20 protein-coding genes and 4 pseudogenes are annotated in these 25,898 nt (G+C 69.2%); 11 read left to right on the top strand and 13 right to left on the bottom strand.

Annotation, left to right across the window (positions count from 1 at the left end):
• Positions 1-446 precede the first annotated feature (446 nt).
• Positions 447-878: a hypothetical protein gene (locus tag M1R94_RS19950; RefSeq protein ID WP_249383485.1), complete on the top strand. Its 432-nt coding sequence runs from the start codon at positions 447-449 to the stop codon at positions 876-878.
• Positions 879-1,922: 1,044 nt separating this feature from the next.
• On the opposite strand, the pseudogene M1R94_RS19960 reads toward M1R94_RS19950, so the two are convergent.
• Positions 1,923-3,018, bottom strand: a pseudogene (locus M1R94_RS19960) (IS481 family transposase); the annotation flags it as partial.
• A gap of 60 nt (positions 3,019-3,078) precedes the next feature.
• Between M1R94_RS19960 and istA the strand changes: the two are divergent.
• The 5 genes and pseudogenes from istA to bla all read left to right on the top strand — a co-directional run bounded on the left by istA (position 3,079) and on the right by bla (position 8,452).
• A pseudogene (istA, locus tag M1R94_RS19970) lies at positions 3,079-4,346 on the top strand (IS21 family transposase).
• Positions 4,347-5,144 carry an IS21-like element helper ATPase IstB gene (istB, locus tag M1R94_RS19975; protein ID WP_249383488.1) on the top strand — a complete coding sequence of 266 codons (798 nt, stop codon included), beginning with the start codon at positions 4,347-4,349 and terminating at the stop codon, positions 5,142-5,144.
• 621 nt (positions 5,145-5,765) lie between these two features.
• On the top strand, positions 5,766-6,956 hold the full coding sequence (locus M1R94_RS19980; RefSeq protein WP_249383489.1) for a site-specific integrase: 1,191 nt from the start codon (positions 5,766-5,768) through the stop codon (positions 6,954-6,956).
• 222 nt (positions 6,957-7,178) lie between these two features.
• Positions 7,179-7,448 (top strand): annotated as a pseudogene (locus M1R94_RS19985) (alpha/beta fold hydrolase); the annotation flags it as partial.
• Between the two features lie 71 nt (positions 7,449-7,519).
• Entirely contained in the window at positions 7,520-8,452 is a 933-nt protein-coding gene (gene bla, locus M1R94_RS19990; RefSeq protein ID WP_249383490.1) for a class A beta-lactamase, read from the top strand.
• Positions 8,453-8,589: 137 nt separating this feature from the next.
• On the opposite strand, the gene M1R94_RS19995 is transcribed toward bla, so the two are convergent.
• Both M1R94_RS19995 and M1R94_RS20000 read right to left on the bottom strand, forming a co-directional pair.
• Complete coding sequence (locus tag M1R94_RS19995; RefSeq protein ID WP_249383491.1) at positions 8,590-9,681, bottom strand: Gfo/Idh/MocA family protein; 1,092 nt, start codon at positions 9,679-9,681, stop codon at positions 8,590-8,592.
• Positions 9,682-9,707: 26 nt separating this feature from the next.
• Positions 9,708-10,679 carry an aldo/keto reductase gene (locus M1R94_RS20000; protein ID WP_249383492.1) on the bottom strand — a complete coding sequence of 324 codons (972 nt, stop codon included), beginning with the start codon at positions 10,677-10,679 and terminating at the stop codon, positions 9,708-9,710.
• 148 nt (positions 10,680-10,827) lie between these two features.
• Here M1R94_RS20000 and M1R94_RS20005 point away from each other — a divergent pair, with 148 nt between their 5' ends.
• A complete protein-coding gene (locus tag M1R94_RS20005) occupies positions 10,828-11,460 on the top strand; it encodes a MarR family winged helix-turn-helix transcriptional regulator (RefSeq protein WP_249383493.1) in 633 nt (210 codons plus the stop codon).
• Between the two features lie 128 nt (positions 11,461-11,588).
• On the opposite strand, the gene M1R94_RS20010 is transcribed toward M1R94_RS20005, so the two are convergent.
• Positions 11,589-12,449 carry an alpha/beta fold hydrolase gene (locus M1R94_RS20010; protein ID WP_249383494.1) on the bottom strand — a complete coding sequence of 287 codons (861 nt, stop codon included), beginning with the start codon at positions 12,447-12,449 and terminating at the stop codon, positions 11,589-11,591.
• Positions 12,450-12,561: 112 nt separating this feature from the next.
• Here M1R94_RS20010 and M1R94_RS20015 point away from each other — a divergent pair, with 112 nt between their 5' ends.
• Complete coding sequence (locus M1R94_RS20015; protein WP_249383495.1) at positions 12,562-13,026, top strand: CGNR zinc finger domain-containing protein; 465 nt, start codon at positions 12,562-12,564, stop codon at positions 13,024-13,026.
• A 48-nt stretch (positions 13,027-13,074) separates the two neighbouring features.
• Here M1R94_RS20015 and M1R94_RS20020 read toward each other — a convergent pair.
• Both M1R94_RS20020 and M1R94_RS20025 read right to left on the bottom strand, forming a co-directional pair.
• A pseudogene (locus tag M1R94_RS20020) lies at positions 13,075-13,347 on the bottom strand (PhzF family phenazine biosynthesis protein); the annotation flags it as partial.
• Between the two features lie 148 nt (positions 13,348-13,495).
• Positions 13,496-14,437, bottom strand: coding sequence for a LysR family transcriptional regulator (locus M1R94_RS20025; protein ID WP_249383497.1), 942 nt, complete (start codon positions 14,435-14,437; stop codon positions 13,496-13,498).
• A gap of 89 nt (positions 14,438-14,526) precedes the next feature.
• On the opposite strand from M1R94_RS20025, the gene M1R94_RS20030 reads away from it, so the two are divergent.
• A complete protein-coding gene (locus M1R94_RS20030; RefSeq protein ID WP_249383498.1) occupies positions 14,527-15,885 on the top strand; it encodes an aspartate aminotransferase family protein in 1,359 nt (452 codons plus the stop codon).
• 154 nt (positions 15,886-16,039) lie between these two features.
• Here M1R94_RS20030 and M1R94_RS20035 read toward each other — a convergent pair whose 3' ends face one another.
• The 3 genes from M1R94_RS20035 to M1R94_RS20045 are packed head-to-tail and all read right to left on the bottom strand — an operon-like array spanning position 16,040 to position 18,044.
• Positions 16,040-16,804, bottom strand: coding sequence for an ABC transporter permease (locus tag M1R94_RS20035; protein ID WP_249383499.1), 765 nt, complete (start codon positions 16,802-16,804; stop codon positions 16,040-16,042).
• Complete coding sequence (locus M1R94_RS20040) at positions 16,801-17,727, bottom strand: ABC transporter ATP-binding protein (protein WP_249383500.1); 927 nt, start codon at positions 17,725-17,727, stop codon at positions 16,801-16,803. The genes M1R94_RS20035 and M1R94_RS20040 overlap by 4 nt, the downstream gene beginning before the upstream one ends.
• A complete protein-coding gene (locus tag M1R94_RS20045) occupies positions 17,724-18,044 on the bottom strand; it encodes a PLD nuclease N-terminal domain-containing protein (RefSeq protein WP_249383501.1) in 321 nt (106 codons plus the stop codon). Before M1R94_RS20045 ends, M1R94_RS20040 begins: the two co-directional genes overlap by 4 nt.
• Positions 18,045-18,092: 48 nt before the next feature.
• Between M1R94_RS20045 and M1R94_RS20050 the strand changes: the two genes are divergently transcribed.
• The gene (locus M1R94_RS20050) at positions 18,093-18,626 is read left to right on the top strand and encodes a helix-turn-helix domain-containing protein (RefSeq protein WP_249383502.1); all 534 of its coding nucleotides are present in this window, start codon (positions 18,093-18,095) and stop codon (positions 18,624-18,626) included.
• Positions 18,627-18,690: 64 nt separating this feature from the next.
• Entirely contained in the window at positions 18,691-19,668 is a 978-nt protein-coding gene (locus tag M1R94_RS20055) for an alpha/beta hydrolase family protein (RefSeq protein ID WP_249383503.1), read from the top strand.
• 180 nt (positions 19,669-19,848) lie between these two features.
• Here the strand turns inward: M1R94_RS20055 and M1R94_RS20060 are convergent, their stop codons facing one another.
• From M1R94_RS20060 to M1R94_RS20075, 4 genes are all read right to left on the bottom strand, one after another.
• Positions 19,849-20,991 (bottom strand): DUF418 domain-containing protein, encoded by a 1,143-nt coding sequence (locus tag M1R94_RS20060; RefSeq protein WP_249383504.1) that lies wholly within the window; start codon positions 20,989-20,991, stop codon positions 19,849-19,851.
• A gap of 1 nt (position 20,992) precedes the next feature.
• Entirely contained in the window at positions 20,993-22,789 is a 1,797-nt protein-coding gene (locus M1R94_RS20065; RefSeq protein WP_249383505.1) for an alpha/beta hydrolase, read from the bottom strand.
• A gap of 499 nt (positions 22,790-23,288) precedes the next feature.
• On the bottom strand, positions 23,289-24,884 hold the full coding sequence (locus M1R94_RS20070) for an alpha/beta hydrolase (protein WP_249383506.1): 1,596 nt from the start codon (positions 24,882-24,884) through the stop codon (positions 23,289-23,291).
• Between the two features lie 180 nt (positions 24,885-25,064).
• Positions 25,065-25,898 (bottom strand): ABC transporter permease (locus tag M1R94_RS20075; protein ID WP_249383507.1); only part of this gene is annotated, 834 nt, incomplete at its 5' end.

Here is a 25,898-nt window from a genome sequence, read left to right on the forward strand (position 1 = left end):
ACTACTACCGTCAGAACACAGCGTCGACGATGCTGGAAACCAGAGAACCGAGCCTCCACTGAACTCGGGGCGGTCCAGTCCCCGGTTGCGGTCGCGGTGGGCGGTGCGGTTGGTGGCCGGGGTGGCGTCGACGGCCGTCCCGGTCCGGGTTCCGTCGAGTGCGGGCCTAGGGTGCCGATGTAGGGGCGGGCCCATTGCTCGCGCGCGGTGGGCGGGCACGGTGGGCCGGGTCAGCACCGACCCGGCTCCTGAGGGCTTGCGAACAGATGGAGGTGAGCCCTGTGAGGGGTTCCATGAGGCACTTCGCGGGGGTCCTCCTGGGTTCCCTGCTCCTGACCGGCTGCGCCGTGGCCGCACCCGGGCCGGCTGTCTCCCCCAGCGCGGGAACGCAGGAACCGGCACCGGCACCTGAAGAGACCGAGCCGCCGGCGCCGGCGGAGGGCGACGTGGTCACCCTGGATCAGGCCAAGGAGCTCCCCGAGGGGCTGAACGCCTACAAGCGCGGCGACGGTACCCGTGTGGTGGTCGCCGAGAACGCCGGGGAGTTCCCCGAGGCTGTCCGTCAGGACGTCATCTCACGGGCGGCGGCCTCCTGGGTTCAGAATCCCGAAGCCCCTGGCTTCGGCGGCTACCACATGCTCGCGGACGACGCCTCGCGGGCAACCGGCAAGCACGTCGTGCTGATTGCTCCGTTCCACGGGTACCTAGCCGATGACCCTGGCGACGGGCCCTCCTACGACATCTGGCTCGCCATCAATAAGCCCGACGGCCTGGGGTACCAGACGGTGAGCGGCAAGGCTGAGGTGCTGGCCTGGGTGCAGGCAGCGTTCGACGCCTCTCCCGACCCGAGCATCTACGAGGTGCTGGTCGTGGAGTAGCCCACTGCATCCGGGTGCACAACAAGGGAGGGTGGCGGGCTACCGGCCAGGTGAGCGCGACACCCCACTCCCCCACCACCTCGAGCTGCCGCACGGCGCGCAGCGCCCAACCAGCAACGCCGTCACCACAGCACCCCCACCGGTGGTGAGGCGAGCAGCTAGGAGCCCCGCGGGCGAGTCGCTGCGAGGGATGACCGGGGCGGTAGGCGCGACGTCGCGTGGATGGTCGTCGTGCTGTCGTAGCCCCAGGGGATGTTCGGAGGACTCCTCGGATGCGATCTCGCTGGCGGTCGGACGGTCACCCGGTCCCGTCAAGGCCGGCGCTGATCGGCCGATAGGAAGAGCATGATCGACGTGACGAAGCGCAGGACGCTCGGGGCTCTACTCGTAGCGGTGGTTCTCGCAGGTGGTCTGACTGCCTGCACCCAGCAGCCCCCGACCCGGAAGTGACCGCGACCGTCGAGCGGACCCCGGAGCCCGCCGAGGTCCCGGCTGAGGCTCCCGTGACCATCGAGACCGCCGCACACGGCGACATCTTGTACGACAAGCCCGAGACGTTGCCCGAGGGCAGGGCCGTCTTCCGGTTGGGCAACCACGAGTACGTCGTCATCGACGTCGCCCAGCCACTCCCCGAGTGCGTCATCGAGCATCCAGAGCGCACTGTCAAGTGTCGGTACCCGGACGACAGATGGGTTCCGGTAGGTAGGCGACACCTCAGCCGGTGGCGGTGCGGCGGGGGCGGCCCTTGGGGTTGGCGACCGCGCCGAGTTCGCGGGTGCGGTCGTGGCGGATCGGGTGCACGCGGATGACCTTGCCGTGCTGGGAGAGCTGGACCGATCCGGCGACGATGGCGACGTCGATCGCCTGGCGGGCCCACGCCCGGCCGGAGCGGTAGGTCGCGCCGGCGAAGCAGACGTTGCCGTTGACGTCGGCCAGGCGGGTCACGCTCATCCCAGTGGTCGCGTCCCGGGCACGCAGCGCGACCGGAGCCCGTCGCGGGGTCGAGGTGCGCGAACCGCGGTCGGCGTGGTCGGGAGCGAGCCGCTGGGCGTGGGTGGCGACCAGCACCCCGGCATGCAGGACCTCCACCAGCCCGTTCGAAACGACGACCTCGACGGGCTCGCCGGCGAAGGTGGGACCGGCGGCGTAACGGAACCCCGGCCAGCGAGATCGTCCCGCGCTGGTCGACCCATCGGCTGACTCCGCCCGGCCGCGGGCTGGGCCGGGACACAGCGACGGGGGTCGGCGGGGCCGGTTCGACGGGCACGAGTGACCGCTCAGCCAGCGCGAACCGCCCCACCGGTGGACGGCCGCCGCAGGACTGGTGCGGACGCTCGGTGTTGTACTCGACCACCCACGCGTCCAACGCCGCCTGCAGCTCCTCCACGGTGGCGTGGACGCGGTCATGCTCAGCGAGGAACTCGGCCCGGATCGTCTTGTGCAGGCGTTCGATCTTCCCGGTCGTGGTCGGTGAGTACGGGGCCGTGAGCAGGTGCTTGATCCCGTTCTCGCGGCAGACCTGATCGAACAGCACCGGCCCCGGACCCAACCCGAACCGGGCGGTAGAGACCTTCCCGTTGTCGGTCAGCACCTGCTCTGGCACCCCGTACCGACCCAACGCGCCCACCAGCGCCGCACACACCGGCCGCGCCGTCGCCCTTGGGACCACGGCCGCGCACACGCAGAACCGGGAGTGGTCATCGATCCCGGTCACGAGCTTCATCTCCCGGCCGTCAGCCAAGAACGCCCGACCCATGACGTCCATCTGCCACAGCTCCATCGACCGGCCCCGCTCCCAGCGCCGATAGTCCTCCCGGCGCCGCCGCCGATTGGTCCCATCGACCAGGCCATGGCGCAGCAACGCCCGATAGACCGCCGACCGCGACGGCACCGGCACCACCCTGTCGCGCTCGAGGCGCCACACGATCCTCGACGGACCCCACGCCGGATGCGCCCGACACATCGCCACCACGGCCGCCTCGACCACCGGTGCCATCTGATGCGGACACGACACCGGCCGCGAGGAGCGGTCCGCCAACCCCGCCAGACCACCGCCGGCATACCGGCGCAGCCAGTCATGGACCGTCTGCCGCGCCACCCCGTTGCGCCGGGCGACCTCGGTCACCGACGCTGTCGACGACGCGTTGAGACTGACCCTCTAGCGACGGATTGGGACTGACCCCTCCGGGACGCTGGAGGGGTGATTGCACTGGAGGACTGGGCGGAGATTCGTCGGCTGCACCGCAGTGAGGGTGTCCCGATCAAGGAGATCGCGCGTCGGCTCGGATTGGCGCGCAACACGGTGCGGACGGCGCTTCGGGCCCAGGGGCCGCCCTCGGCGCAGCGTGGGCCCCGTGCTCGGCCGTGGACGAGGTCGAGCCGCAGATCCGGTCGCTGCTGGCGCAGTTCCCGCGGATGCCGGCGACGGTGATCGCCGAGCGGATCGGCTGGGACCGGTCGTTGACGGTCCTGAAGGACCGGGTCCGTGAGCTGCGCCCCTTGTTCGCACCGGTGGACCCGGCCGACCGGGTCGAGTACGACCCCGGCGAAGTCGCTCAGTGCGATCTGTGGTTCCCGCCGGTGACGATCCCGGTCGGTGGCGGCCAGGAGCGGATCTTGCCGGTGCTGGCGATGACCTGCGGATACTCCCGGGTCACCGACGCGATGATGATCCCCTCGCGGCGGGCCGGAGACATCCTGGCCGGGATGTGGGAGGCGACCAGCGGGTGGGGCGCCTGCCCACACACGCTGGTCTGGGACCGGGAGTCCGCGATCGGCGGGACGGGCAAGCTGACCGCCGAAGCGGCGTCGTTCGCCGGGCCGCTGGGAGTGCGGATCAAACTCGCCCCGGCCCGTGACCCGGAGTTCAAGGGCCTGGTCGAGCGCCGCAACGGGTTCTTCGAGACCTCGTTCCTGCCCGGGCGGACCTTCACCTCCCCGCTGGACTTCAACACCCAGCTGACCGACTGGCTGGCGCAGCGGGCCAACACCCGCCACCTGCGCTCGATCGGCGGGCGCCCGGCCGACCGGTGGGCCACCGACCGGGCCGCGATGGTCGGGTTGCCGCCCTTCGCACCGGCGGTCGGGCTGACCAACCGGGTCCGCCTGGCCCGGGACTACTACGTGCGGATCGGCTCATGCGACTACTCGGTCGACCCGCGGGCGATCGGCCGGTTCGTCGACGTGATCGCGACCCCGGCCCGGGTCGTGGTCACCTGCGCCGGGCAGGTCGTGGCCGACCACGACCGGTCCTGGGCCCTCGCGGCCACGATCACCGACCCCGCCCACCGTGAGACCGCCCGGATCCTGCGCGCGGACCTGGCCACCCGACGCCGCACCCAGGCCACCCGGTCCCACCTTGACGGGCACGTCGTGGCGATCCGGGCCCTGCCGGACTACGACGCCCTGTTCGGCGTCGACTTCGACCCCAGCCCGTCGGGCTGGTCGGCCACCACGGAAGGGAACTAGATGACCACCACGACGAAGACCAAGCCGGCAGACGTCGAGCGGCTCGGGTCCAAGCTCGCTTACCTGACCCGGGTCCTGAAGACCCCCACGATCGGGCGGACCTGGGCCGACCTGGCTGACCTGGCCCGCAGCGAGACCTGGTCGCACGAGGAGTACCTCGCGGCCGTGCTCGAGCGTCAGGTCGCCGACCGGGAGTCGGCCGGCGCCACGATGCGGATCCGGAACGCGCACTTCCCGGCGGTCAAGACCCTGGAGGACTTCAACCTCGAGCACCTGCCCTCGCTGCGAAAGGATCTGCTCGCCCACCTGGCGACCGTCACGTTCGTGCCCAAGGCCGAGAACGTGGTCCTGCTCGGACCGCCCGGCATCGGCAAGACACATATGGCCATCGGACTGAGCATCCGGGCCGCCCAGGCCGGCTACTCCGTGCTGTTCGACACCGCCACGAACTGGATCGCCCGCCTGGCCACCGCCCACCACGCCGGAGCCCTGGAGGCCGAGCTGAAGAAGATCCGCCGCTACAGGCTGATCATCATCGACGAGGTCGGCTACATCCCCTTCGACCACGACGCCGCGAACCTGTTCTTCCAACTCGTCGCCTCCCGCTACGAGCAAGGCTCGATCATGGTCACCTCCAACCTGCCCTTCGGCCGCTGGGGCGAGGTCTTCGGCGACGAAGTCGTCGCCGCCGCGATGATCGACCGACTCGTCCACCACGCCGAAGTCCTGACCCTGGCCGGCGAGTCCTACCGCACCCGAGCCCGCCGCGAACTCCTCGCCAAAGACCGCGAGAAGTAGACCCACTCAACCGCCAGGGGGGTCAATTCCAATCCGTCGCCAGGGGGTCAATCCCAGCCCGTCGTTGACAGACGCCCCGCCAAGAACTCGAGCACCGCCTGATACCGCTGCTCCACGACACCCAGCTCCACCAACACGACCGGCCCCTCTCGCCGCGACCCCATCGTCACGACGAGCGAACCCCACGCCCGCCAACAGCGGAAGGAGCTGAAGTGTCAGGCAGGAACCGGAACCACTGTCGCCCAGCAACCGGAACCGCGTCCGCAACCTGTCAGCTAGGAACCGGAACCAAGATGTCCACCATCTACCGGAGTCCCACAACGTCCAGAACGCACCTAGGCTCCCCAAGCAACAAGAGGCCCGCCCCGCCGAAGCGGTGCGGGCCTCTGACCTGCAAAGACACGTCGGGATGACAGGATTTGAACCTGCGACCCCTTGACCCCCAGGCTTGCGTACGACGCTCAACCTCGGCACCGTGGGGAGTGTCTCCCCTGGTCAGGAGTCCATTGGAGTCCATCGCGGTCCAAGGTTGTCCGCGGCGCCAGGTGGATCTAGGCTCCCCACTCTGGCTCCCCTGTTGGCTGGCGACGCGGCCTGTGTGGGACTCCATTGGAGGCGACGATGAGCCCGAGAGCACGGCGTGACCACGGTGAGGGCACGGTGTTCGAGGAGTCCGGGCGCAAGCGATTCGTCGGACAGATCGACCTCGGTTGCGACTCTCAGGGCCGCCGAATCCGGCCGAAGGTCGTCGGGCGCACCCGCAAGGAGGCCGTTGAGCGGCTCGCCAAACTCAAGAAGCTCCACACCGATGGCGTCGACGTGACCCAGCGCGCTGTGACGTTCCGCGATGCGGTGGGCCTGTGGCTTCACCGCGGGCTCCCGGGCGACGTCGCTGAGAACACTCGATGGAACTACGAGCGGGTGCTCAACGGTCACGTCATTCCTGTCCTTGGTGACAAACGGCTGCTGGATATCCGCTCCGATGACGTCGAGGAGATGCTCGACGTGATGGTCGGAGCCGGTATGGCGGCGTCGAGCATGCGGCACGCACTCAACTTGACCCGTCGCGTGTTGCGGTTCGCGATGTCCCGCGACCTCGTCGCCCGAAATGTCGCCGAACCGGTGCAGACCCGGCGAGGACCACGCGCCGAGCGATATGGCATGACCGTGGAGCAAGCCAAGCATCTGATCGAGGTTGCCCGAGGCGACCGCCTGGCGAACCTGGTGATCGTCTCGCTTCTCCTCGGCTTACGGCCCGGCGAAGCCGCAGGCCTGACGTGGCAGCACGTCAACCTCGAGGGGCCGCGGCCGACGATCACCATCGCGGCCAGCCTGCGGCGAGCACCCGATGGGACGCTGAGCCTCGTGGGACCCAAGACACCAACGAGCCGACGAACACTGGAGATCCCTCCCCCCGTCGTGGCAGCACTTGACGAACAGCGCGAGCTCCAAGTCGCAGACCAACACTCCTCGACGGGCTCGTGGAGCAACCTCAACAACTTGGTGTTCACCTCGGAGTCGGGCAGCGCTCTGGATCCGTCCAACGTCCGACGAACCTTCTCGCGACTCGCGGTGCTGGCCGGACTTGAGCATCTGCACCCGCACATGCTCCGCCACGCCGCAGCCAGCCTGCTCTCGGCCGCCGGCGTACCAATCGAGGACATCTCCGACACGCTCGGCCATCGGTCGGTCGCGGTCACCGCCGAGGTCTATCGGCACCCCATCGCGCCCGTTCGATCCGGGCACATGGTTGCGATGAGCCAGCTCATCGACACCACCCCGCGGGCCGTCGCGGATGAGACCCATGCGTGACACGGCAGCCGCAGGCGACAAGCACAGGGGCCGGCGGTGGGCCCGAGACTACGAAAGCTCCGCACGGAGCGCCTTGACCGTGCCGCACGGGCATGGTCTGCACTGGAGGTCGTCGGCATCCGTCGGCCAGGGAGAACGACTCCGATGATCGACCGTTCCGGCGAGGAGAGCCACCCATGACCACGACCGAGGGGCCCCTGTTGGTCGAGGACCTCCTCGCGGATCGAGGACTTCCGCGGCGAGGTCGAGGCGGTCCGCGAGAGCGGCAAGCCTGCCCTGATCCTGCACGACACCGCGGACGCCATCCTTCCTGTCGACGCCACGGCCCGCCGCTTCGTCCGGGCCCTGCCCGACGCGCAATACGTGGAGGTCGAGGGTGCTCCGCACGGGTTGCTCTGGACCCACGCCGATGAGGTCAACGCCGAACTGCTCGCCATTTCTCGGTACCGCCGACAGCGTGGCCGGTCGCGCGTCCACGCGGTAACGCGCTGAGGCCGGCCACCACCTCTCGATCGTCGTCGCGCACCGCGATGATGTCTGTTCGAACGACGAAGGGCTTGGTCATGACGAACGGCACGCACTCCTACGTCGGCGCGGTCGGGCTCGCGCTGCTGCTCACACTCGTCGGGTGCAGTGCCCCCGTCTCCGAGGACGCTGCCATCGGGCGCTCAGCGACCCCGACGGCCGCGTCGACCGCTGAGGCAGGGGGGAGCGACGTCACGGCCGAGCTGGAGGGCCTCGAGCAGGAGTTCGGCGCCCGGGTGGGCGTGAGCGCCCTCGACACGGCGACGGGTGAGGCGGTGACCTACCGGGCGGACGAGCGTTTTGGGTTCGCCTCGACCCTCAAGGTGTTCGCCGTGGCCGAGCTGCTGCGCCAGGTGCCGGCCGATCAGCGTGACACCAGGATCACCTGGACCCAGGACGACGTGGACGAGGCCGGCTACTCGCCGGTGACGAGCGAGCACGTCCACGACGGGCTCACGCTCGCGGAGCTGGCCGAAGCAGCCGTGCGCGAGAGCGACAACGCTGCGATGAACCTCATCCTCGACCAGATCGGTGGCCTCGCGGGCCTGGATGACGCCCTCGCCGAGCTGGGCGACGTGACCACCGAGGTCGTCAACGAGGAACCGGATCTGAACCGGATCGACCCCACCGGCACGGCCGACACGACGACTCCCGCAGCGTTCACGGCGGCCCTGGCCGCACTGCTCCGGCCCGAGAACCTCCGAGACGGCGACCGGGCCGTCCTGATCGACTGGATGAGCGAGAACGCCACCGGCGACGCACTCGTGCGCGCCGGTGCTCCCGACAACTGGGCGGTCGCAGACAAGTCAGGCGGCGCCGGGGCGATCAGGAACGACATCGCTGTCGTCACCCCACCCGACCGGGCACCGATCCTCATCACGGTGCTGACCACGAAGGATGACGTGACAGCCGAGTACGACGACGCGTTGGTCGCGCGCACCGCCGAGATCGTCCTCGCGGCGCTCGAGTGATGCCCTCTGGCTCGACCAGGCGGGGTCGCTCACCACGAACCGCGAAGAGCCGGGTTGTGGCGCACTCGGCGCCGTGCCCGGACCTGGTGCCCGCACGTGCTGCTGCGAGCACCAGGTCCGGGTTCGTCTCGGTGTGGCTACTGCCGGACGCCGGTCCGTGCGGCCTTCTCGACCCGGGCGACCAGGCGGCTGTTGTGGGCGGCGTGCGCGAATCCCGGGGTGTGGTGGGTGTCGTCGGCGATGTCGCGTGCCAGGCTCGCGTACACCTCGCCCACGTTGATGGAGGCGCCGTTCCAGATCTCGGCCGCGGCCGGACCGGTGCCCGTGGCGACGGGTGCGTCGGGCGCGTCGAACTCCACGCTTGAGGTCAGCGTGAGGTCGCCGACCTGGACACCGGCGGGGTGGTTGCCGGTCAGCCTCAGCCAGCCGTCGGCGCCCCGCACCTTGAGGCTGAACCACGCGTCGGGTACGGGCACACCGGCGAGCACCTGCACCCCTACCGGGGCGCCGGACGAGGTCTTGACGATCGCGTCGAGGTGGTCCGGCACCTCCCGGAGGGAGATCGCGCCGGTGTCTGCCAGCTTCACCTCCGGCCAGAGCAGCTCCGTGCGCGCATCGATCTCGGCGATGTCACCGAGGACCGTCTCGACCACGTCCAGGACGTGACCCACCGCGATGGTCATGAAACCGGCTCCGGCGTCCGCCTTGTCGAAGTACTCGTAGGCACTCATCGACTCCGGACCGTTCCCGAACGTCGTCGCGGCAACCCGGGCCGAGAGCACCCGTCCGAGGCGTCCCTGGGCGATGATCTCGGCCGCCCGGCGCACCGACGGGTTGAGGCTGCCCTGCAGCCCGATCGCGGTGTGCAGGATGCCGGCCGCCGCGGCCATCTCCTCGGTCTGCGCGATGTTCGCGCCCAACGGGGACTCCGAGTAGACGGCCTTACCCGCCGCGAGGGCGGCGAGCACGAGCTCGCGGTGCGCCGGGACCTTGACAGCAACGGTGACCAGATCGATCGAGGGGTCATTGATCAGCTCGTACGGGTCGGCGTACCAGCGCTCGGCCCCGAACAGCTCAGCAGCCCGGCGGGCGCTCTCCTCGCGTCGGGTCGCGACAGCGGCCAGCACGAGCTGCGGCTGGGCTGCCAGTGCGGGGATGTGGGACGCCCCGGCCCAGCTCGCCTTGGTGTCGGCACCGATGATGCCGACGCGAATCACCTTGCTTGCCATGGTGTACAGCTCCGTTCGTTGGGTGGTCACCGGTCGACTGCGGCCATGTCGTGATGGGCATGCCGCTCGCCGGACGCGGGGGGCAGGTTGTTCAGCCGGCCCACCTGGTCCGGGGTGAGCCGGATCCTGGCGGCGGCGACGTTCTCCTCGAGCCGCTCGACGCGTCGGGTGCCCGGGATGGGGTTGATGTCCTCGCCCTGGGCCAGCAGCCACGCGAGGGCAACCTGGGAGGGGGTAGCTCCGACCTCGACGGCCACGGCACGAACCTCGTCGACGATGCGCAGGTTGCGCTCCAGGTTGCCGCCGGTGAACCGCGGGTTGGTACGCCGCCAGTCGTCAGAGTCCAGGCCGTCCAGGGATCGGATGTTCCCGGTCAGGAACCCGTGTCCCAGCGGGGCGTACGGCACCAGGCCGATCCCCAGCTCGCGAAGCACCGGAAGGACCTCGGCCTCGGGGTCCCGGGTCCAGAGCGAGTACTCGCTCTGGACCGCGGCCACGGGGTGCACCGCGTGGGCGCGGCGGATCGTGGCGGGGCTCGCCTCGGACAGGCCGATGTGGCGCACCTTGCCCTCAGCGACCAGGTCGGCCAGGGCACCGACGGTGTCCTGGATCGGCGTGCCGGGGTCGACCCGGTGCTGGTAGTACAGGTCGATGTGGTCAGCGCCGAGGCGGCGCAGGGAACCCTCGACGGCGAGCCGCACGTTCGCCGGTGTGCTGTCCGCGCCGGACCGGCCCGTGTGGGACACGAGGCCGAACTTGGTGGCGAGCACCACCTCGTCCCGTCGGCCTGCGACAGCCCGGCCCACCAGGGCTTCGTTGGCACCTCCCCCGTACACCTCCGCGGTGTCCAGGTGCGTGACACCGAGGTCCAGGGCGCGCCGGATGGTGCGCACGTGGTCCTCCTCCGACGCACCGTTGCTGGTGTAGAAGTCCGACATGCCCATAACACCGAGACCGATGCGCGAGACGTCGAGCCCACCGAGTGACGTGGTCTGCATGCTGTGTTCCTTTCCTGGTTCGGCCACCAGTCCTGCCTCCGCTGCGACCACCCAGGGCCGAACTTGACGGTTCAAGATGAACTTGATGCATCAATATCTATACCCTCTGAACTTGATCCGTCAACAACCAGGGTCGTAGGCTGCCCACATGGCGAAGACAGCGGGTGGGCCTGGCGGCACGGCGTCCGAGAAGGACGCCTCTGCCGGGACGGACGCCGGAACACGCTGGCTGAACCAGGACGAGCTGGCGGCGTGGCTGGCCAACTCGGCGATCATGATCAGCCTGCCCGCCGCTCTGGACGCGCGGATGCAGCGCGAGGCCCAGATGACCTTCTTCGAGTACATGGTGCTCTCGGCGCTCTCCGAGGAGCCGGAGCGCACCATGCAGATGAGCGCGCTGGCCCTACGGACCTCGGCGTCGCTGTCCCGGCTGTCGCACGTCGTCGGGCGACTGGAGAAGCGCGGGCTGCTCGTCAGGTCTCGCATACCCGGCGCGGGGCGCCGCACGAACACGACACTGACCAAGGCCGGGTACGACGTCGTCGTCGCGGCGGCACCCGGACATGTCGCGGCGGTCCGCGAGTACCTGATCGACCAGCTCGAACCGCGCGACCTGAAAGCCTTGCAGCGCATCGGCACCGCCGTCGAGGTCGCTATCGACCGCAGCCGGGCTACCTCGGCGTCGCCTGCCTCCCCCGGGGCTCCTGCCTCCCCCGAGGTACCCGTTCCACAGGCCCCCGCTCAGGCAGCGAAGAGCAGGAACAGCCCTGCCGAGGGGTAGCCCACCATCAGGAGCACGCCGGGCAGCTCGTCGGCGACGACAAGGGTGAGCTGAGCGGACGGGCGATGACACAGAGCTGTCGCGCCCCGCGTCAGGGACGACTACCTATAGATCGCCGCACCTGTCGATCAGAAGCCGCTGCGCCACTCCTTGATCACCCGTGTCACGGCGTCGAGGTTGGACTCGAGGAGGAAGTGGCCACCGTCCATGAGCTCGACGCGCGCGTGGGGTGCGTCCTGGAGGAACGCCTCGGCTCCGGCGGCGGTGAAGATCTCGTCGTTCCTGCCCCAGACGGCGAGGACAGGCACGTGCGAGGTCCGGAGCCACTCGTGGAAGGCCGGGTAGAGCGTGCGGTTGCTCGCGTAGTCGCCGAACAGGCTGAGCTGAACGCGATCTGACCCCTCGCGGTGCAGGAGTGCGAGGTCGTGCTCCCAGGCATCAGGGTCGACGGTGCTCGCATCGGTGACGCCGTGCGTGTACTGCCACTCCACTGCCGCTCGCCCGAGGGCAGGCCTGAGGGCTGCCTCGTTCTCGTCGGACCGGTCTGCACCGTAGGCCCAGATCGGCTCCCAGAAGTCCGGCGCGAAGCCTTCCTCGTAGGCGTTGCCGTTCTGCGAGATGATCGCCTCGACAGCGTCGGGGTCACTGAGGGCGAGACGCCAGCCGATCGGGGCGCCGTAGTCCTGAACGTAGAGGGTGTACGTCGCGACGCCGACGATCTCGAGGAACTGGCGTGTCACCTCGGCGAGGGCGTCGAAGGTGTAGTCGAAGTCGTCGACGGGCGGCGCCGAGGATCGGCCGAAGCCGATGTGGTCGGGTGCGATGACCCGGTACTGGTCGGCGAGGGCAGGGATCAGGTGCCGGAACATGTGTGAGCTGGTCGGGTATCCGTGCAGCAGAAGGAGGACAGGCGCGTCGGCCGGCCCGGCCTCGCGATAGAAGACCTCGAGGCCGTGGACGGCCACTGAGCGGTGGTGGACGGAGGCCATGACTAACTCCTAAAAATTGGTTTAGTGGTTAGCGAGACGCTAGCATGGGAAACAGCCCGCAGGTAGCCAGGAGACAGGAGAAGAGGGTGTGATCAGCGACGAGGACCTCTTGATGTCAGTGCTGAACAGTGCGCCGATCATCGACGGCGAGCGGACGGAGAGACTTGGCGGCCCGGGCGACGACCTCACTGAACGCTTCGGCGGCACGGGGTCGGCGGCCGAGGCCCGACACCTTCGCGCGACGCGCGACACCCTCCACGAGATCATTCGCGGTCGCACCGAGGCCGCGGCGAACCTCGCCGCCCTGGTGAGTCGGGCTGTCCTCACGCCCGAGGCCACGACGACGGGCCTGCGCTGGGAGTTGCGAGCCCCGGCCGACGAGCGCCTGGGCGTTCGTGCGCTGCTCGCGTGGACTGCGGTCACCGAGCAGCTGCCCGGGCGCCTGCGCCCGTGTGCGAACGATGAGTGCAACCTCTTCCTCGTCGACCACAGCCGCCCGGGCGCTGCGAAGTGGTGCTCGATGGCCTCGTGCGGAAACCGCATGAAGGCACGGGCGCACGCCGCTCGGCGGCGGTGAGCCAGGGACCGAACCAGGTAAGGCGGTCGCCGCTGCTCGGGCGGCAGATCACCTGATCGCTACGGCGGTGCCCGCGACCTCGATCTCGTCCCGGTCCGCGCGGATATGGACGACCAGGTCTCCGGGTCGCACGAGATCCTCACCCTGACGGACGGTGATCGTGGCGGGTAGGGGTACGAGGTGGTGGTCCAGCAGGTAGGCGCCGAGCACGGCGGCGGCACCGGTCGAGGGGTCCTCGACCACGCCGCCCGGCAGGAAGGGGTTGCGTGAGTTGAGTCGAGTCTCGGACTCGGTCCCACTCACCGGCTGGATCGTCGCACCCCGACGCCGACGTCGCTTCGCTGGGCGCCGTCAGCAGGACGCGTCAGGGGGCACAGCCGCTGAGCCTCCCGTCGGTGTGTGACGCGCGTCGCTTCTCGCGACGGTTGAGGTGGCCCCGAGCGAACCAACAACAGCGCCACCAAGTGCATCATCGGATGCGGTGAGCGGAGAGCTCCGTCCGTCCGTGGTCGGCAGCACGGGACCCAGAGACATGGCGAAGTGCTTCGAGCACCGCGGCCACGACCGGTCGTGCCGTTCCCGCTCGTCGCACGGCGGCGACGATCCTCCGGTCAGCGAGGCCCACGACGGGGCGGCGGACCAGCCCAGGACGCAGGGGCGCCGCCAGCTCGGGGAGCACGGCCACGGAGAACCCGGCAGCCACGTGCGCGAGAACGACCGCGTAGCTCGAGAAGCGGCCGGCGACGACCGGCTCGAAGCCCTCGGCGCGACAGTGTCGAGGGACGAGCTCGCCGAGGTAGGTCCCCGGTAGGTCCAGAGCCCACCGGTCGGGCGCGAGCTCGGCCAGCCGAACCTCATCCCAGGAGGCGACCCGGTGGGTCTGCGGGACCACCACCTGCATCGGATCCGTGGCGAGTGGGACGACGGCGATCCCCGGTGCGAGCAACGAGCCGTCTTCTTCGTCGACGGTGATGACGATGTCGCAGAGACCCTGGTGCAGGGCAGTGGTGCTCGCTCGGGGTTCGATCTCCTGGATCTCGATGAGGAGGCGCGGGTGCTGGGCCTGGAGCTCGTGGATCGCCGGGATGAGGATCGGTTCGATCGAGCTGGCGAACCCCGCCACCCTCAGGTGACCAGCGACGCCGGTGGTGGCGTCGCGCAGCTCGGCCTCGATGGAGTCCATGTGGTCTCGCAGGTCGCGTGCTCTCTCGACGAGCATCCGCCCCGTGGGCGTCAGGCGCAGGCTGCGTCCGGCGCGCTCGAAGACCTGCGCACCGGTCTCGGACTCCAGGACGGCGAGCTGCTGGGAGACCGTCGAAGGGCTGAGCCGCAGCTCTGCCGCCACCCCGCGAACCGTGCCGACGCGGTCGAACACGTCGAGCAGCCGGAGCCGCCAGGGGTTGAGCGTCATACGTCCCACCGTACTGTGCAGTTCAGCCGAACAGCAGGGTGGGGAACACGTGATGGACGCGCACGTTTCCCGATGGCTAGCGTCGGCGCATGACTGAAGCCTCGACCTCGACGCGATCCACCACTCCTCCCGACGCGACCTCCGCCTTCTGGGCCGACGTCGACGCGCACGTGCTCCGTTACGGCAGCCCGTTCGTGTCCGAGATCATCGATCATGCCGAGGGAAGCTTCGTCTACACGGACACCGGCCGGAAGATCCTTGACTTCACGTCGGGGCAGATGAGCGCGATCCTCGGGCACTCGCACCCGGACATCGTCGCGACCGTGCGGCGCCAGGTGGGCACGCTCGACCACCTCTACAGCGGGATGCTCTCGCGTCCGGTTGTCGACCTGTCACGCCGACTGGCCGACTCGCTGCCCGCACCGCTGGACAAGACGCTGCTGCTGTCGACGGGTGCGGAGGCGAACGAAGCCGCGATCCGCCTCGCCAAGCTCGTCACCGGTGGCCACGAGATCGTCTCGTTCGCGCGCTCGTGGCACGGCATGACCCAAGGTGCGGTGGGCGCGACCTACAGCGCCGGTCGCCGGGGCTACGGACCCGCTGTCCCGGGGAACTTCGCCATTCCCGTCCCGGACAGGTACCGCCCCGACATGGTGGACGACAACGGGCGCCTGGACTGGCGCCGTCAGCTCGATCTGGGCTTCTCGCTCGTCGATGCCCAGTCGACAGGCGCCCTGGCGGCCTGCATCGTCGAGCCGATCCTCAGCTCCGGCGGGGTCATCGAGCCCCCGCTCGGATACCTCGCTGCGCTGAAGGTCAAGTGCGAGGAGAGGGGGATGCTCCTCATCCTCGACGAGGCGCAGACCGGCCTGTGCCGGACCGGGACCTGGTACGCCTTCGAGCGCGACGGGGTGGTGCCCGACATCCTGACCCTGTCCAAGACACTCGGAGCCGGCCTGCCGCTCTCCGCCGTGATCACCTCATCCGAGCTCGAGCAGATCGCCTTCGAACGTGGCTTCCTCTTCTTCACCACCCATGTGTCCGACCCCCTGGTCGCGGCCGTCGGAGGCACCGTGCTCGACGTCCTCGAACGCGACCGCCTGGACGTGCGGGCAGCCGCACTGGGCACCCAGCTGCGCGCGGGCCTCCTGCAGATCCAGGAGCGGCACCCCGTCGTGGGCGACGTGCGAGGACGTGGGCTGCTGCAGGGCGTCGAGCTCTCACCCGCACCGAACGCCACAGGCGGCTCGGCCGCCGACGCCGACGCGCTCGGGGCCGCGATCACGCGTCGATGCCTCGCACTCGGGCTGCACATGAACATCGTCCAGCTCCCGGGGATCGGGGGCACGTTCCGCATCGCTCCCCCCCTCACCAGCACAGAGCAGGAGATCGCCCTGGGCCTGGAGATGCTGGACCAGTCGATAGGCGAGGTCGTCGCCGGACGCTGACACCGGTCCCGGATGGAGGCACCGGCCATCGGCTCGACCCCGCGCGACCTCGGCCAGGGCACGGACCTGGCCGCGGGTCGAGAGGCCGCGCTTGCTTGACGAAAGGCTGTTGCTGCCAGCTCGCTGAACTCTCCGCCGGTCGACGAACGCACGGTCAGAGTTCCTTGCGCCTGAACAGCACGGCGGCCGCGACCACCAACGCGACGGCAGCTGCGAGCGACACCAGCACGGGCCCCAGGAGGCCCGGTACCGGCTGCTCGGCGGCGAGTGCAGCCGCTCGACCGGCGAGCCCAGCAGGTGAGTAGTCGGCCAGAGGTCTCCAGAGCGCGCCGATGGTGAGCAGCACGAAGGATCCGATGCCCGCCCCGGCGGCACCGGCCGCCGAGGGGACCACGACCGAGAGGAAGGTCATCAGCGTGACGTAGAAGACGCCGAGCACGAGCCAGACCAGGGTGCCCGACCACAACGGTTCCAGGGGGGCCTGACCGAAGACGGCAGCCGTGACACCCCAAGTCACCAGGGAGCCGATGATCACCAGCGCGGCGAGGAAGACCGAGTGGGTCACGGCCTTCACCGCGACGAGCGCGCCGCGTGACATCGGTTTGGTGAGCACCAGGATCGCCGTGCCGCTCGAGGTCTCGAACGAGACGATGCCGCCGTAGATGATGATCAGGGCAAAGAGGAAGGTCTGGCCCAGACTCTGCGTCCACTGCGCGTAGGCGTCGACATAGGTCGCGTCGGGAAGGGTGATCGCTCCCAGCTGGTCACCGCCCACGGCGCGGACGATCTCGGGGGTGAAACGGGCGAGAAGCGGCGCGGAGACGGCGAAGAACAGGATGATCGCCGGCAGCACCACAATCCGCCAGGTTCGGACGATCTCGAGCGCCTCTTTTCGCGCGAATACGACGGTGGCGTTCACCGGTCGCCTCCGACCAGCTCGACGAAGACCTCTTCGAGACCGATCTCTCCGGCCTCCAACCGCGCGAGGCCACTGCCGTGCGCCGCGACCATGGTTGGGATGTCGTGCTGAGCAGCACGGAGATCGGTGACCTTGATCTCGATCCGGCCGTTGTCCCCCCGAGCTGTCGCGGTCGCCCATCGGCGCTCGCTGAACTCCCTCGCGAGGACGTCGCTGTTCCCGATCACCTCGACCACCACCTTCCCTGTGCCATGTCGTGCCTTCAGCTCGTGGATCGAGGCCTGCGTGACCAGTCGTCCGTGGTCGAGGATGGCGACCGTGTCGCAGACCCGTTCGACGTCGCCCAGGATGTGTGTCGAGAAGAAGACGGTGGTGCGCCCGCGGAGCGCGGTGATCATGTCGAGCACGTCCTTGCGACCCATGGGATCCAGGGCGCTGGTTGGCTCGTCGAGCAGCAGCAGCCTGGGTGCGTTGATGAGGGCCTGGGCGATGCCGAGGCGCTGCTTCATGCCGCGTGAGAAGCCGCCGATCCTCGACGTCACGTCGGTGAGTCCGGCGAGGTCGAGGAGCATCTCCGTCCGCTCGCGCAGAGCGGCACCCGACATCCCGAACAGTCCGCCCGCGAAGCGCAGGAACTCCGGCGCCGTCATCCAGCCGTAGAAGGCCGGCACGTCGGGGAGGAACCCGATCTCGGAACGCACGGCGCTGCCGACCGCGGCGACATCCTGCCCGAGGATCCGGATCGACCCGCTCGTGGGCCGGGCGAGCCCGGTGGCGAGCCGCAGGGTCGTGGTCTTCCCGGCGCCGTTCGGACCGAGGAACCCGAAGATCGACCCCTCCTCGACGTCGAGGTCGAGTGCGTCGACGACGAGCTCGCGGCCGTAGGACTTCGTCAGCGCCGAGGTCCGGATCGCGGAGCTCATCGGTGGGCCAGCTTCGCGTCGGAGCCGTAGAGAGCGTCGGCGATGTCGGCGCCCGAGCTGTTCCGCCCGGCCCCTGGCTGATCCACGGCATGCGCCGGCTTCCGACCGACGGCGAAGTACAGGATCGGGCCGAGGAAGCTGGAGACGACGATGACCAGCACCCAGACCCACTTGTTGCCGGTCACGACGGTCGCGGCGGGACGCCGATGCACGTCCACGAGCGCGGCCACCGCGAGGGCGATCTGGACGAGCAGCACCGCGCTCACCCCGATCAGGATGCCGGGGGGGATGGAGGAGAGGTCGAAGTTGGTTCTCATGACTGGGAACGGTAGCAGGAATGTGAACGGAGCGGTAGGCTCGAGCACATGGCTAGCTCGAAGGTCCTCCTGCACCCGGTACGCCTGCGGATCGTGCAGGCGTTCCTGGGCGATCGGGCGCTCACGACCACGCAGCTCGCCGCCGAGCTCGATGACGTGCCCGCCGGAAGCCTCTACCGTCACATCGCACTCCTGGCGGACGCGGGAGTCCTGCGGGTAGCTGCTGAGCGACGCGTCCGGGGCAGCGTCGAGCGCACGTACACCCTCGCTCAGGCCGCAGCCTCGATCGGGCCGGAAGAGCTCGCGGCGATGACCCCCGAGCAGCACGGCCAGGCATTCGTGGCGTTCGCCGGAGGGCTGATCGCCAGCTTCGACAGGTACCTCGCCGCCGGTACACCCGACCTCGTGCGCGACGGCGTCGGGTACAGCGTCAACGCGATGTGGCTCACCGACGCCGAGTTCGTGGAGTTCACACGTGACCTCGCGAAGCTGGTCGAGGCGCGACGCGTGAACGAGCCAGCCAGGGGGCGCAGGCGACGGATCGTGGCGAACGTGATCCTCCCCGCGCCGGATGAGCCCTGAGGGCCTTGCGCCCGCCCCGTCGTCGTCCTGCGGCTCCGGTCGCCAAGAGAATGGAACAGCACACATGACACAGTCCTCCGACCTGACGTGGACGCTGGACGGCATCACGGTGGAGGGCACCATCGTGTGCCCCGACGGTGAGGGGCCGTTCCCGGCAGTCGTCCTTGTCGCCGGCAGCGGTCCGACCGACCGCGATTGGTGTACGCCGCTGCTGCCCGGCAGCAACGGCAGCGCTCGGCTCTTGGCGGAGGCGTTCGCTGATGCGGGCATCGCCTCGCTCCGCTACGACAAGCGGGCGTCCGGTGCGCACGCGATGGAGAACGCCGAGACACTCCTCGGAAAGGTGAGCATGCAGTCGCACCTGGACGAGCTGGTCGCGGCAGTCACGATGCTCTCTCGGCAGGACCACGTGGACTCCTCGAGGATCTTCGGGCTCGGCCACAGTGAGGGCGCCCTTCACGTGCTGCACCACGCCACGACCACCCAGGACGTCCCCTTCGCAGGAATCGTCCTCGCCGGGCCGCCTGGGCGGCCGATACAGGCGGTGTTGCTGTCGCAGCTGGGGCTGCAGGTCGCCCAGGATCCCGACGGCCCGGAACTGATGGCGAAGGTGCGAGAGGCCGCTGCCCGCTACGCGGCCGGGCAGCCGATGGATCCCGACCCGAACTTGCCAGACAGCGTGAAGATGGTGCTTTTCGGCTTCGAGGCACCAGCGAACCTCCCGTTCGCCCGCGAGCTGTGGACCGAGTCCGCAGGCGATTCGCTGGTGAAGGTCAGGATTCCCGCACTCATTCTGATCGGTGCGAAAGACGCTCAGGTCGACATGGACGCCGACGGCGTCCCCCTCCAGGAGGCCGCTGAAGGGATGACCAACGTGACCTTCGCCTTCCCGGCCAACGCGAACCACGTGTTCAAGGAGGATCTGCGCACTCCAAGCGAAACTGCCGCGTCGCCAGGCAGCGGATACAACGAGCCGGGCACACGTCTCGACCCCGAGAGCCTGGAGACGATCCTCACCTGGCTGTCGGGCGCTGGTGCCTGAACTCGGACCCACCGGGTGTCTCGCGTTGGAGGCGAGGTGAGGAGCGGTGCGTGCTAGGCGTCATGTCGCGCCGGGCGTCGCATCCAGGCTGATCTCACATTGCGCTGCGCACGGCGATCCACCACTGCCGACGGGCACCGAAGAGAACCCCCCTTGCCCCCTCCTCGCTGGCCTGGGCCATCAACCTGCTCCACGCTCCTGAAGTCGGACGTCGTCGTCGACGGCCCCCGCAGCAGTCCCCACGGGGCGCTTCATCGGTTGCGCCTGCATCCAGGTGGCGGTGCGCCACAGGTACTCCAGCGGGCCCTGCCGGAAGCGGCGCAGCCAGAGCACCGAGAAGACCCACTGGATGACGAGGATGCCTACGGCGACCAGGAAGAGCTGCGCCCAGGAGTCGCTGCGGGGCCAGTCCAGCGCGTGTCCGGCGAACAGCATGAGGGGTGTGGCGCTGACGTAGTTGGTCAGAGCCATCCGACCGAGTGGCCGGAATCCTGTCGCCAGCGTTCGCTGCAGGCGGGTGCGGAGCAGGAGCAGCACCATCGTGGTGTAGACGCCGGCGAGGGCCAGACCCGCGACGGCCGACGAGATGGAGAACCCCGACTGGGGCAGGGTGCGCACCTGCTGCACCAGGGCTGGGACCGCGACCACCGTGAAGAGGAGGAGCAGCACCGCCGGCCCGCGGGTGGTGCTACCCCACCGGTCGACGACCCCGTAGCGGACCAGAGCCGAGCCGAGCAGGAGGAGTCCGGGGACGAGCGGGAGCCCGCCACCGGTGAGGAGCACGGCCACCGACACCAGCAGGCCGGCCCCCAGGGCGACAGCCCACCGGGGCAGCCAGGTCGACGGCAGCAGGATGAGCAGTCCGAAGAGCGCGTAGAAGGTCAGCGCTTCGCCGGGTTGGAGCAGCTGGTGCAGGACGCCGAGAGGCAGCAGCACGATCAGGCGCCGCAAGAGCACCACGCGCTCTCGGGCGCCGCGTTGCCGTGCAGACTCCAGCAGCAGGGAGAAGCTGATCCCGAACAGCAGGGAGAACAGCGGGAAGAAGCGCTGCTGGACCAGCAGCTGCAGCCAGCCGGTGGGGTCCTGCAGGGTCGTCGGGGATGGCGGGAGCTCGCGGCCGAAGGACGTGACGGGGGCGATGTTGACGAGGATGATCCCGCAGAGAGCGAACCCGCGGAGCACGTCGAGGGCCAGGATGCGCGGCCGTGCGCCGAGGGGCGCCTCCCTGGTTCGGGAGCCCTCTGGATGGACATCGACGACGGCCGGGAGCCGCCGGGTGACGGCATCCCCGTCGTCGCGCGCGGGCACCTGGGCTGTGGGCACCTCAGTCGGTGAACGCGCCGGTGGGCGAACCGCCCACGAGGTCCAGGACGACGTCGCGTCGCTCCGCACGCGAGGACGCGTCGGCGTCCGCCTGCTGCCGCTGCACCTGGACGTCGGAAGGGAACGGGGCCGCATCCTGCGCGCAGACCACGTTCTCGTCCGGGACCTCACGGGTGAGGAGGTACTCGGTGGTCACCGCGTCGGCGCACACCGACAGCCCGATGCTGGTGTGGCCCCAGCCCTCGACCGTCACCATCCGTGAACCAGGCAGCTCGTCATGCAGGGCCAGCGCCCCGGAGATATCGGTGCCGGCGTCGAACCTGGCGTTGACGATGAGGACGGGGGTGGCGGTCACGGCGTCCCAGGGGCCCAGGTAGCGGTCGGTGTCCTCCGCGGACCACGACATGCAGTACTGGTCGGCCCAGGTCCACATCGCTCCGAAGTACCCCGCGCCCCGCGAGAGCTCGGCCCGCTTCCACGCCATCACCCGGTCTGGCGTGACGCTGTCGGAGCAGGTCACCGCAGCGAACTGCTCCGGCCCCGTCACCAGGGTCGGGAGCGAGGCGGCCGCTGGGACGGGGAGGCCGGTGGAGTCGAGGTCGGCCACGTCCCACGCGTCCGAGGCAAGCTGCTCGTAGCGGGACAGCTCTTGCGCAAGCAGACCCCACCCCGCGGAGTTGTAGAGCTTCTGCGCGACGGTGCCCAACAGGGCCTGGTGGTCGACCCCGAGCCCGGTGGTGGGGTCCTGGACCGGCTCGGCCTGCAGTCGCTGGAGCAGCGCGTCGAACCTCTCGGCCGCCGACGTCCTGGCGTCCCCGGCGTAGGCGCAGTCCTCAGGCCCGGCGTCGTCGCACAGACGCAGGAACTCCTCGAAGGTGGCCTGCGTGCCGACGTCGCTGTTCACACGGGCCGTGGTGGGCACCCTCTTGCCGTCGACGTCACGGCCGGTGGCGTAGGCGACGGGGTCGAGGACGCCGTCCACCACCAGGGCCCCGACCTTGTCGGGGTACCGGTTGGCGTACATCGCGCCGAGGTAGGACCCGTAGGAGTAGCCGACGTAGGTGAGCTTCTCGTCGCCGACGGCGCGGCGCAGCAGGTCCAGGTCGTCGGCGACCGCGGTGGTCGACATGTGGTGGCGGATGGGCCCGCCGTCTGCCGCGCACTTGGCGTCCAGTGCAGCGTTGCGGTCCCGGACGGTGCGCAGGTCGCGGGCGCTCTCGGGCCAGCTGAACGGGGTGAAGTACTCGGAGTAGTCGTCGGTCGGCCCGACGCACTGCAGCGGGGTGCTCCGCCCGACGCCTCGCGGGTCCATGCCGACCAGGTCGAACTCCGCGGTGACCGCTGGGGCGAAGAGGACGTCCCCGGCTTGTGCCAGTGTCGTCACGGCGTCGAGCCCCGGCCCACCGAAGTTGACGAACAGCGAGCCCTGGCGGGCACCGGGGTCGTCGGCCGGGCGACGGATCAGCGCGAGCTCGATGGTCGGCCCGGACGGGTCCGCGTGGTCCAGGGGAACCTCGTAGATCGCGCACTGGTAGGTCGCTGGCACCGGGGGGAGGTCGGGTGCGTCGCAAGCCCCCCAACCGACCGGGGGGACGGCGACGGGGGCACTGGCGGCCGCCGCGGCGCCGACCGGCACCGGTGCGCCCAGGGCCAGCAGGGCACCGACCGCCAGAGCCGCGGCGCGGACGGTGCGCTCGCGCCGGGTGCTCCGGCCGGTGGTTGGCCCGCCGTCGGGCTGGCGTCGGCTCACGTCGGGGAACGGCCCGGGGGCATCGTGCGCGGGACTGGCTCGGTACATGATTGCTCCTTCTCCCCCGCGTCAGACGACCGGGCACATACAGAGTCGAGGCCATGCCGTCGGGGCACAGTCAAGGCCGGCAGGTTGAAGCGCCCCGGGTTTCGATGCCGCATCCACCAACGCCGTCACGAGCAGACGCAGCCAGACCGTGGAACTTCCGGGCTAACCTGACACCGTCACCAGGTGGGAGTTTCGATGAGCACCCCTGGGGAATTTCGGTGAGCGCCATCACAGGTGCCGCCGTCGGGTCTAGGCGGTCCTGAACGAGCTCGACTCCAGAGTTCATGACATTGCGAGTTGACCTATGAAGGCTCGGGCTAGGTTTGCGCATTGTAGGCGATGGTGAGGTCAGTCCAGCGTCGCAGAGGCGGTCATCTCGGCGGCTAGTGCGGCGAGCGCTCGGCCGCGTCTTGTGGCTGAGGCTAGCCCTATCGAGTTGACGGGACGACCCCGCCGCCCCCTTGGAAGGAGGGCGACGGGGTCGTGATGCCAGTTGTGCCTACAGGGAGCAGCTCGCCCCTTCTTCAGGCAGCTCGAGGCTGACTAGGTAGTTCGCCACGACCTCGTCGACGCATTCGATTCCGGAGGTGATCGTGCCGTGCTGGTTGGCCTCGACAGTCAGCAGCCGAGCATGCAGCGTCTCAGCGAGACTGATCCCGCCCTCGTGAGGCGTTACAGGATCTCCCGTGGCGGAGGTCACGAGCACCTCGGGGAGCCCTTCGATGTTCGTGGCGTAAGGAAAGCCCAAGGTGGGCTCGCCGGGCCAGTCCGCGCATCCATTTCGTGACGCAGGGCTGGTTCCCGGGTCGAGGAACGGCACTACGTCGTTCAGCTCGTTGCCGAGGTCGATCATCTCCTCCTCTGTGAGCCGTTCCTCGTCCACGCAGTTGATCGCGAATGTCGCCTCGAAGTTGTTGGCGTACTCTCCGGTGTCGGAGCGACCGTAGTAGCCGTCTCGCAGCGCGAGAAGTGCATCCGGCCGGCCCGCTTGCAGTTCGGTCAGACCGTTGACAATGGCTGGCCATTGGCTTTCCGAATACAGCCCGGACAAGATTCCTTCGCCCGCGGCGATGAAGGTCACATCACGGCCGTCGGCCGCGAGCAGCGGCTCCTCGACGAGCGGCCGCAGAAGTCCCTGCACCGCAGTGGTCGCCTGTGCTGGCGCGGTTCCGAGGGGGCAAGAGTTCTGCGTGGCGCAGAACTCCGCGAAACGTTCGAACGAGGCTTGTAGCCCCGCGGCCTGTTGGAGTTGACGTCCTCGCGTGTCTTGTAGCGGGTCCACAGCGCCGTCGAGAACGAGCGCCCGAACGTTGTCGGGGAACATCTCGGCGTACACCGTGCCGAGACGCGAGCCATAGCTCACGCCCGCATAGTTGAGCTTGTCGTCGCCGAGCGCCGAGCGGAGAACGTCCATGTCGCGCGCGACATCGCGGGTTCCGAGGTGCTCGAGCATGTCTTCGCCGCCGGAACCTTCAGCGCACTTGTCTACGATCGCGCTTGTGGTCTCTTTCGTCCAGGTGCCGAACGCAGAGAGCGGCCGGTTCGCGTCGCGCTCCTCGTCTGTGTAGCAGTCAACCGAGGGGCTTGATAAGCCAACCCCTCGGGGGTCGAAACCAACGACGTCAAACTGCTCGGCGATGGGTCCGCCCTTCCACAGGGCAGCGACCAGAGGTGCGAAAGTCGTCGAGGGCGACCCGGGTCCGCCCGGATTGACCACGACGGAACCCAAGCGGTCATTGCCACTGGCAACGATGCGCGAGACCGCGATCTCGATCTTTTCGCCGTCGAGGTTCTCGTAGTCGAGTGGAACCTCCAGCGTGGCACAGTCGGCCTTCTCTGCTGCCTCGATGAGCTGAGGCACGGGCGGCTGAGAGCTCACAATCGTGGGGTCGCACGACCCGAATTCGAGTTCTTGCTCCATGAACTGCTCGAGACCCGCGCGACTCGCACTCTGGTCATCGGTTGGGTTGGCGGTACAGGCCGCAATGAACAAGAGAGCAGCTACCGCCGCGGACGCCATCAGCGGCCTCATCCATCGGCTGCCGGTATCCTTCTCTTGTTGACTCTGTTCGGTGTCCTCGCTGAGAGCCATCATCGTCTGGTGTCCATCTGGTAGGCGGCAGTAGCGCCGGTCTTCTGTGGGGGTAGGGCACGGGCTGCGGGGTCGATCGGCACTAGCCGGTACGCGTTCAAGGTTCTCCTTCTATTTGGGCTCTCGTTCGAGCCGCGCTTTTCCCGGTTGAAGTGGGAGCGTTGGCGACCAGCCTTGGTCAGGTCACTTGACCTCCCGACGTACGAGCCGCCACGTGCCGGCGGCGATCGGCAGGAGCACCCAGACCGACACGGCGGTGAGGAGCTGGGCCCAGTACTCGCCCGTCATCTGGCCGGCGACGAGGGGGAAGGTCGCCTGGCTAAGGTCGAGCCAGGCGGCGGCGGTCTCGAGCGACGAGACCATTGCGCCGACGATGCCCCACGCCATGGGCAGGACCAGGTAGGCGACGATCGCCGTGGCCGTGTTGGCGAACAGGAGTCCGAAGCCGACGCCCTGGGCGACCAAGAGCAGCTGGGACAGGGTGAGGCCGCCGACCGTGGACCAGGGAACATGCCACTGCCCGGCGCCGTCCCGGAGCAGCTCGCCGAGCCCTGTTGCGAGGGCGGCGAAGGCGAAGGCAACGGCGATCGCGATGGCGCCGAGCACCAGTGAGCCCACGAGCTTGGCGAGCAGCACCCGCAGGCGCCGCGGCTCGAGGGTGAAGGTGACCAGGGCGGTGCGCTGGCCCCACTCGGAGGTCACGGCCATGACGCCGAGCAGTGGCAGGAGGAGCGACTGCGGCAGGGTGGTGGCGGCGAGGAAGGTGCTCATCGTCAGGTCCTGCGGTTCCCTGACGAACAGGAGAGTCACCACAACGGCGAGCGTGACAGCCCCGATGCCGATGAGCAGCCAGCGCCCGGCACGGGTGTCGACCATCTTGCGCAGCTCGACGCGCACGAGGCGCAGGAAGGGGATCCCGTCGGTGGTGACCGGCGCGGACGCCTCAGCCCTGATCCACCGGTTTGAGGTGGGTGGTGGTGCGTGGCGGAGAGCGAGAATGCCCTCCTGAGCAGCGAG

Source organism: Actinotalea alkalitolerans (assembly GCF_023369855.1).
Classification (GTDB): domain Bacteria; phylum Actinomycetota; class Actinomycetes; order Actinomycetales; family Cellulomonadaceae; genus Actinotalea.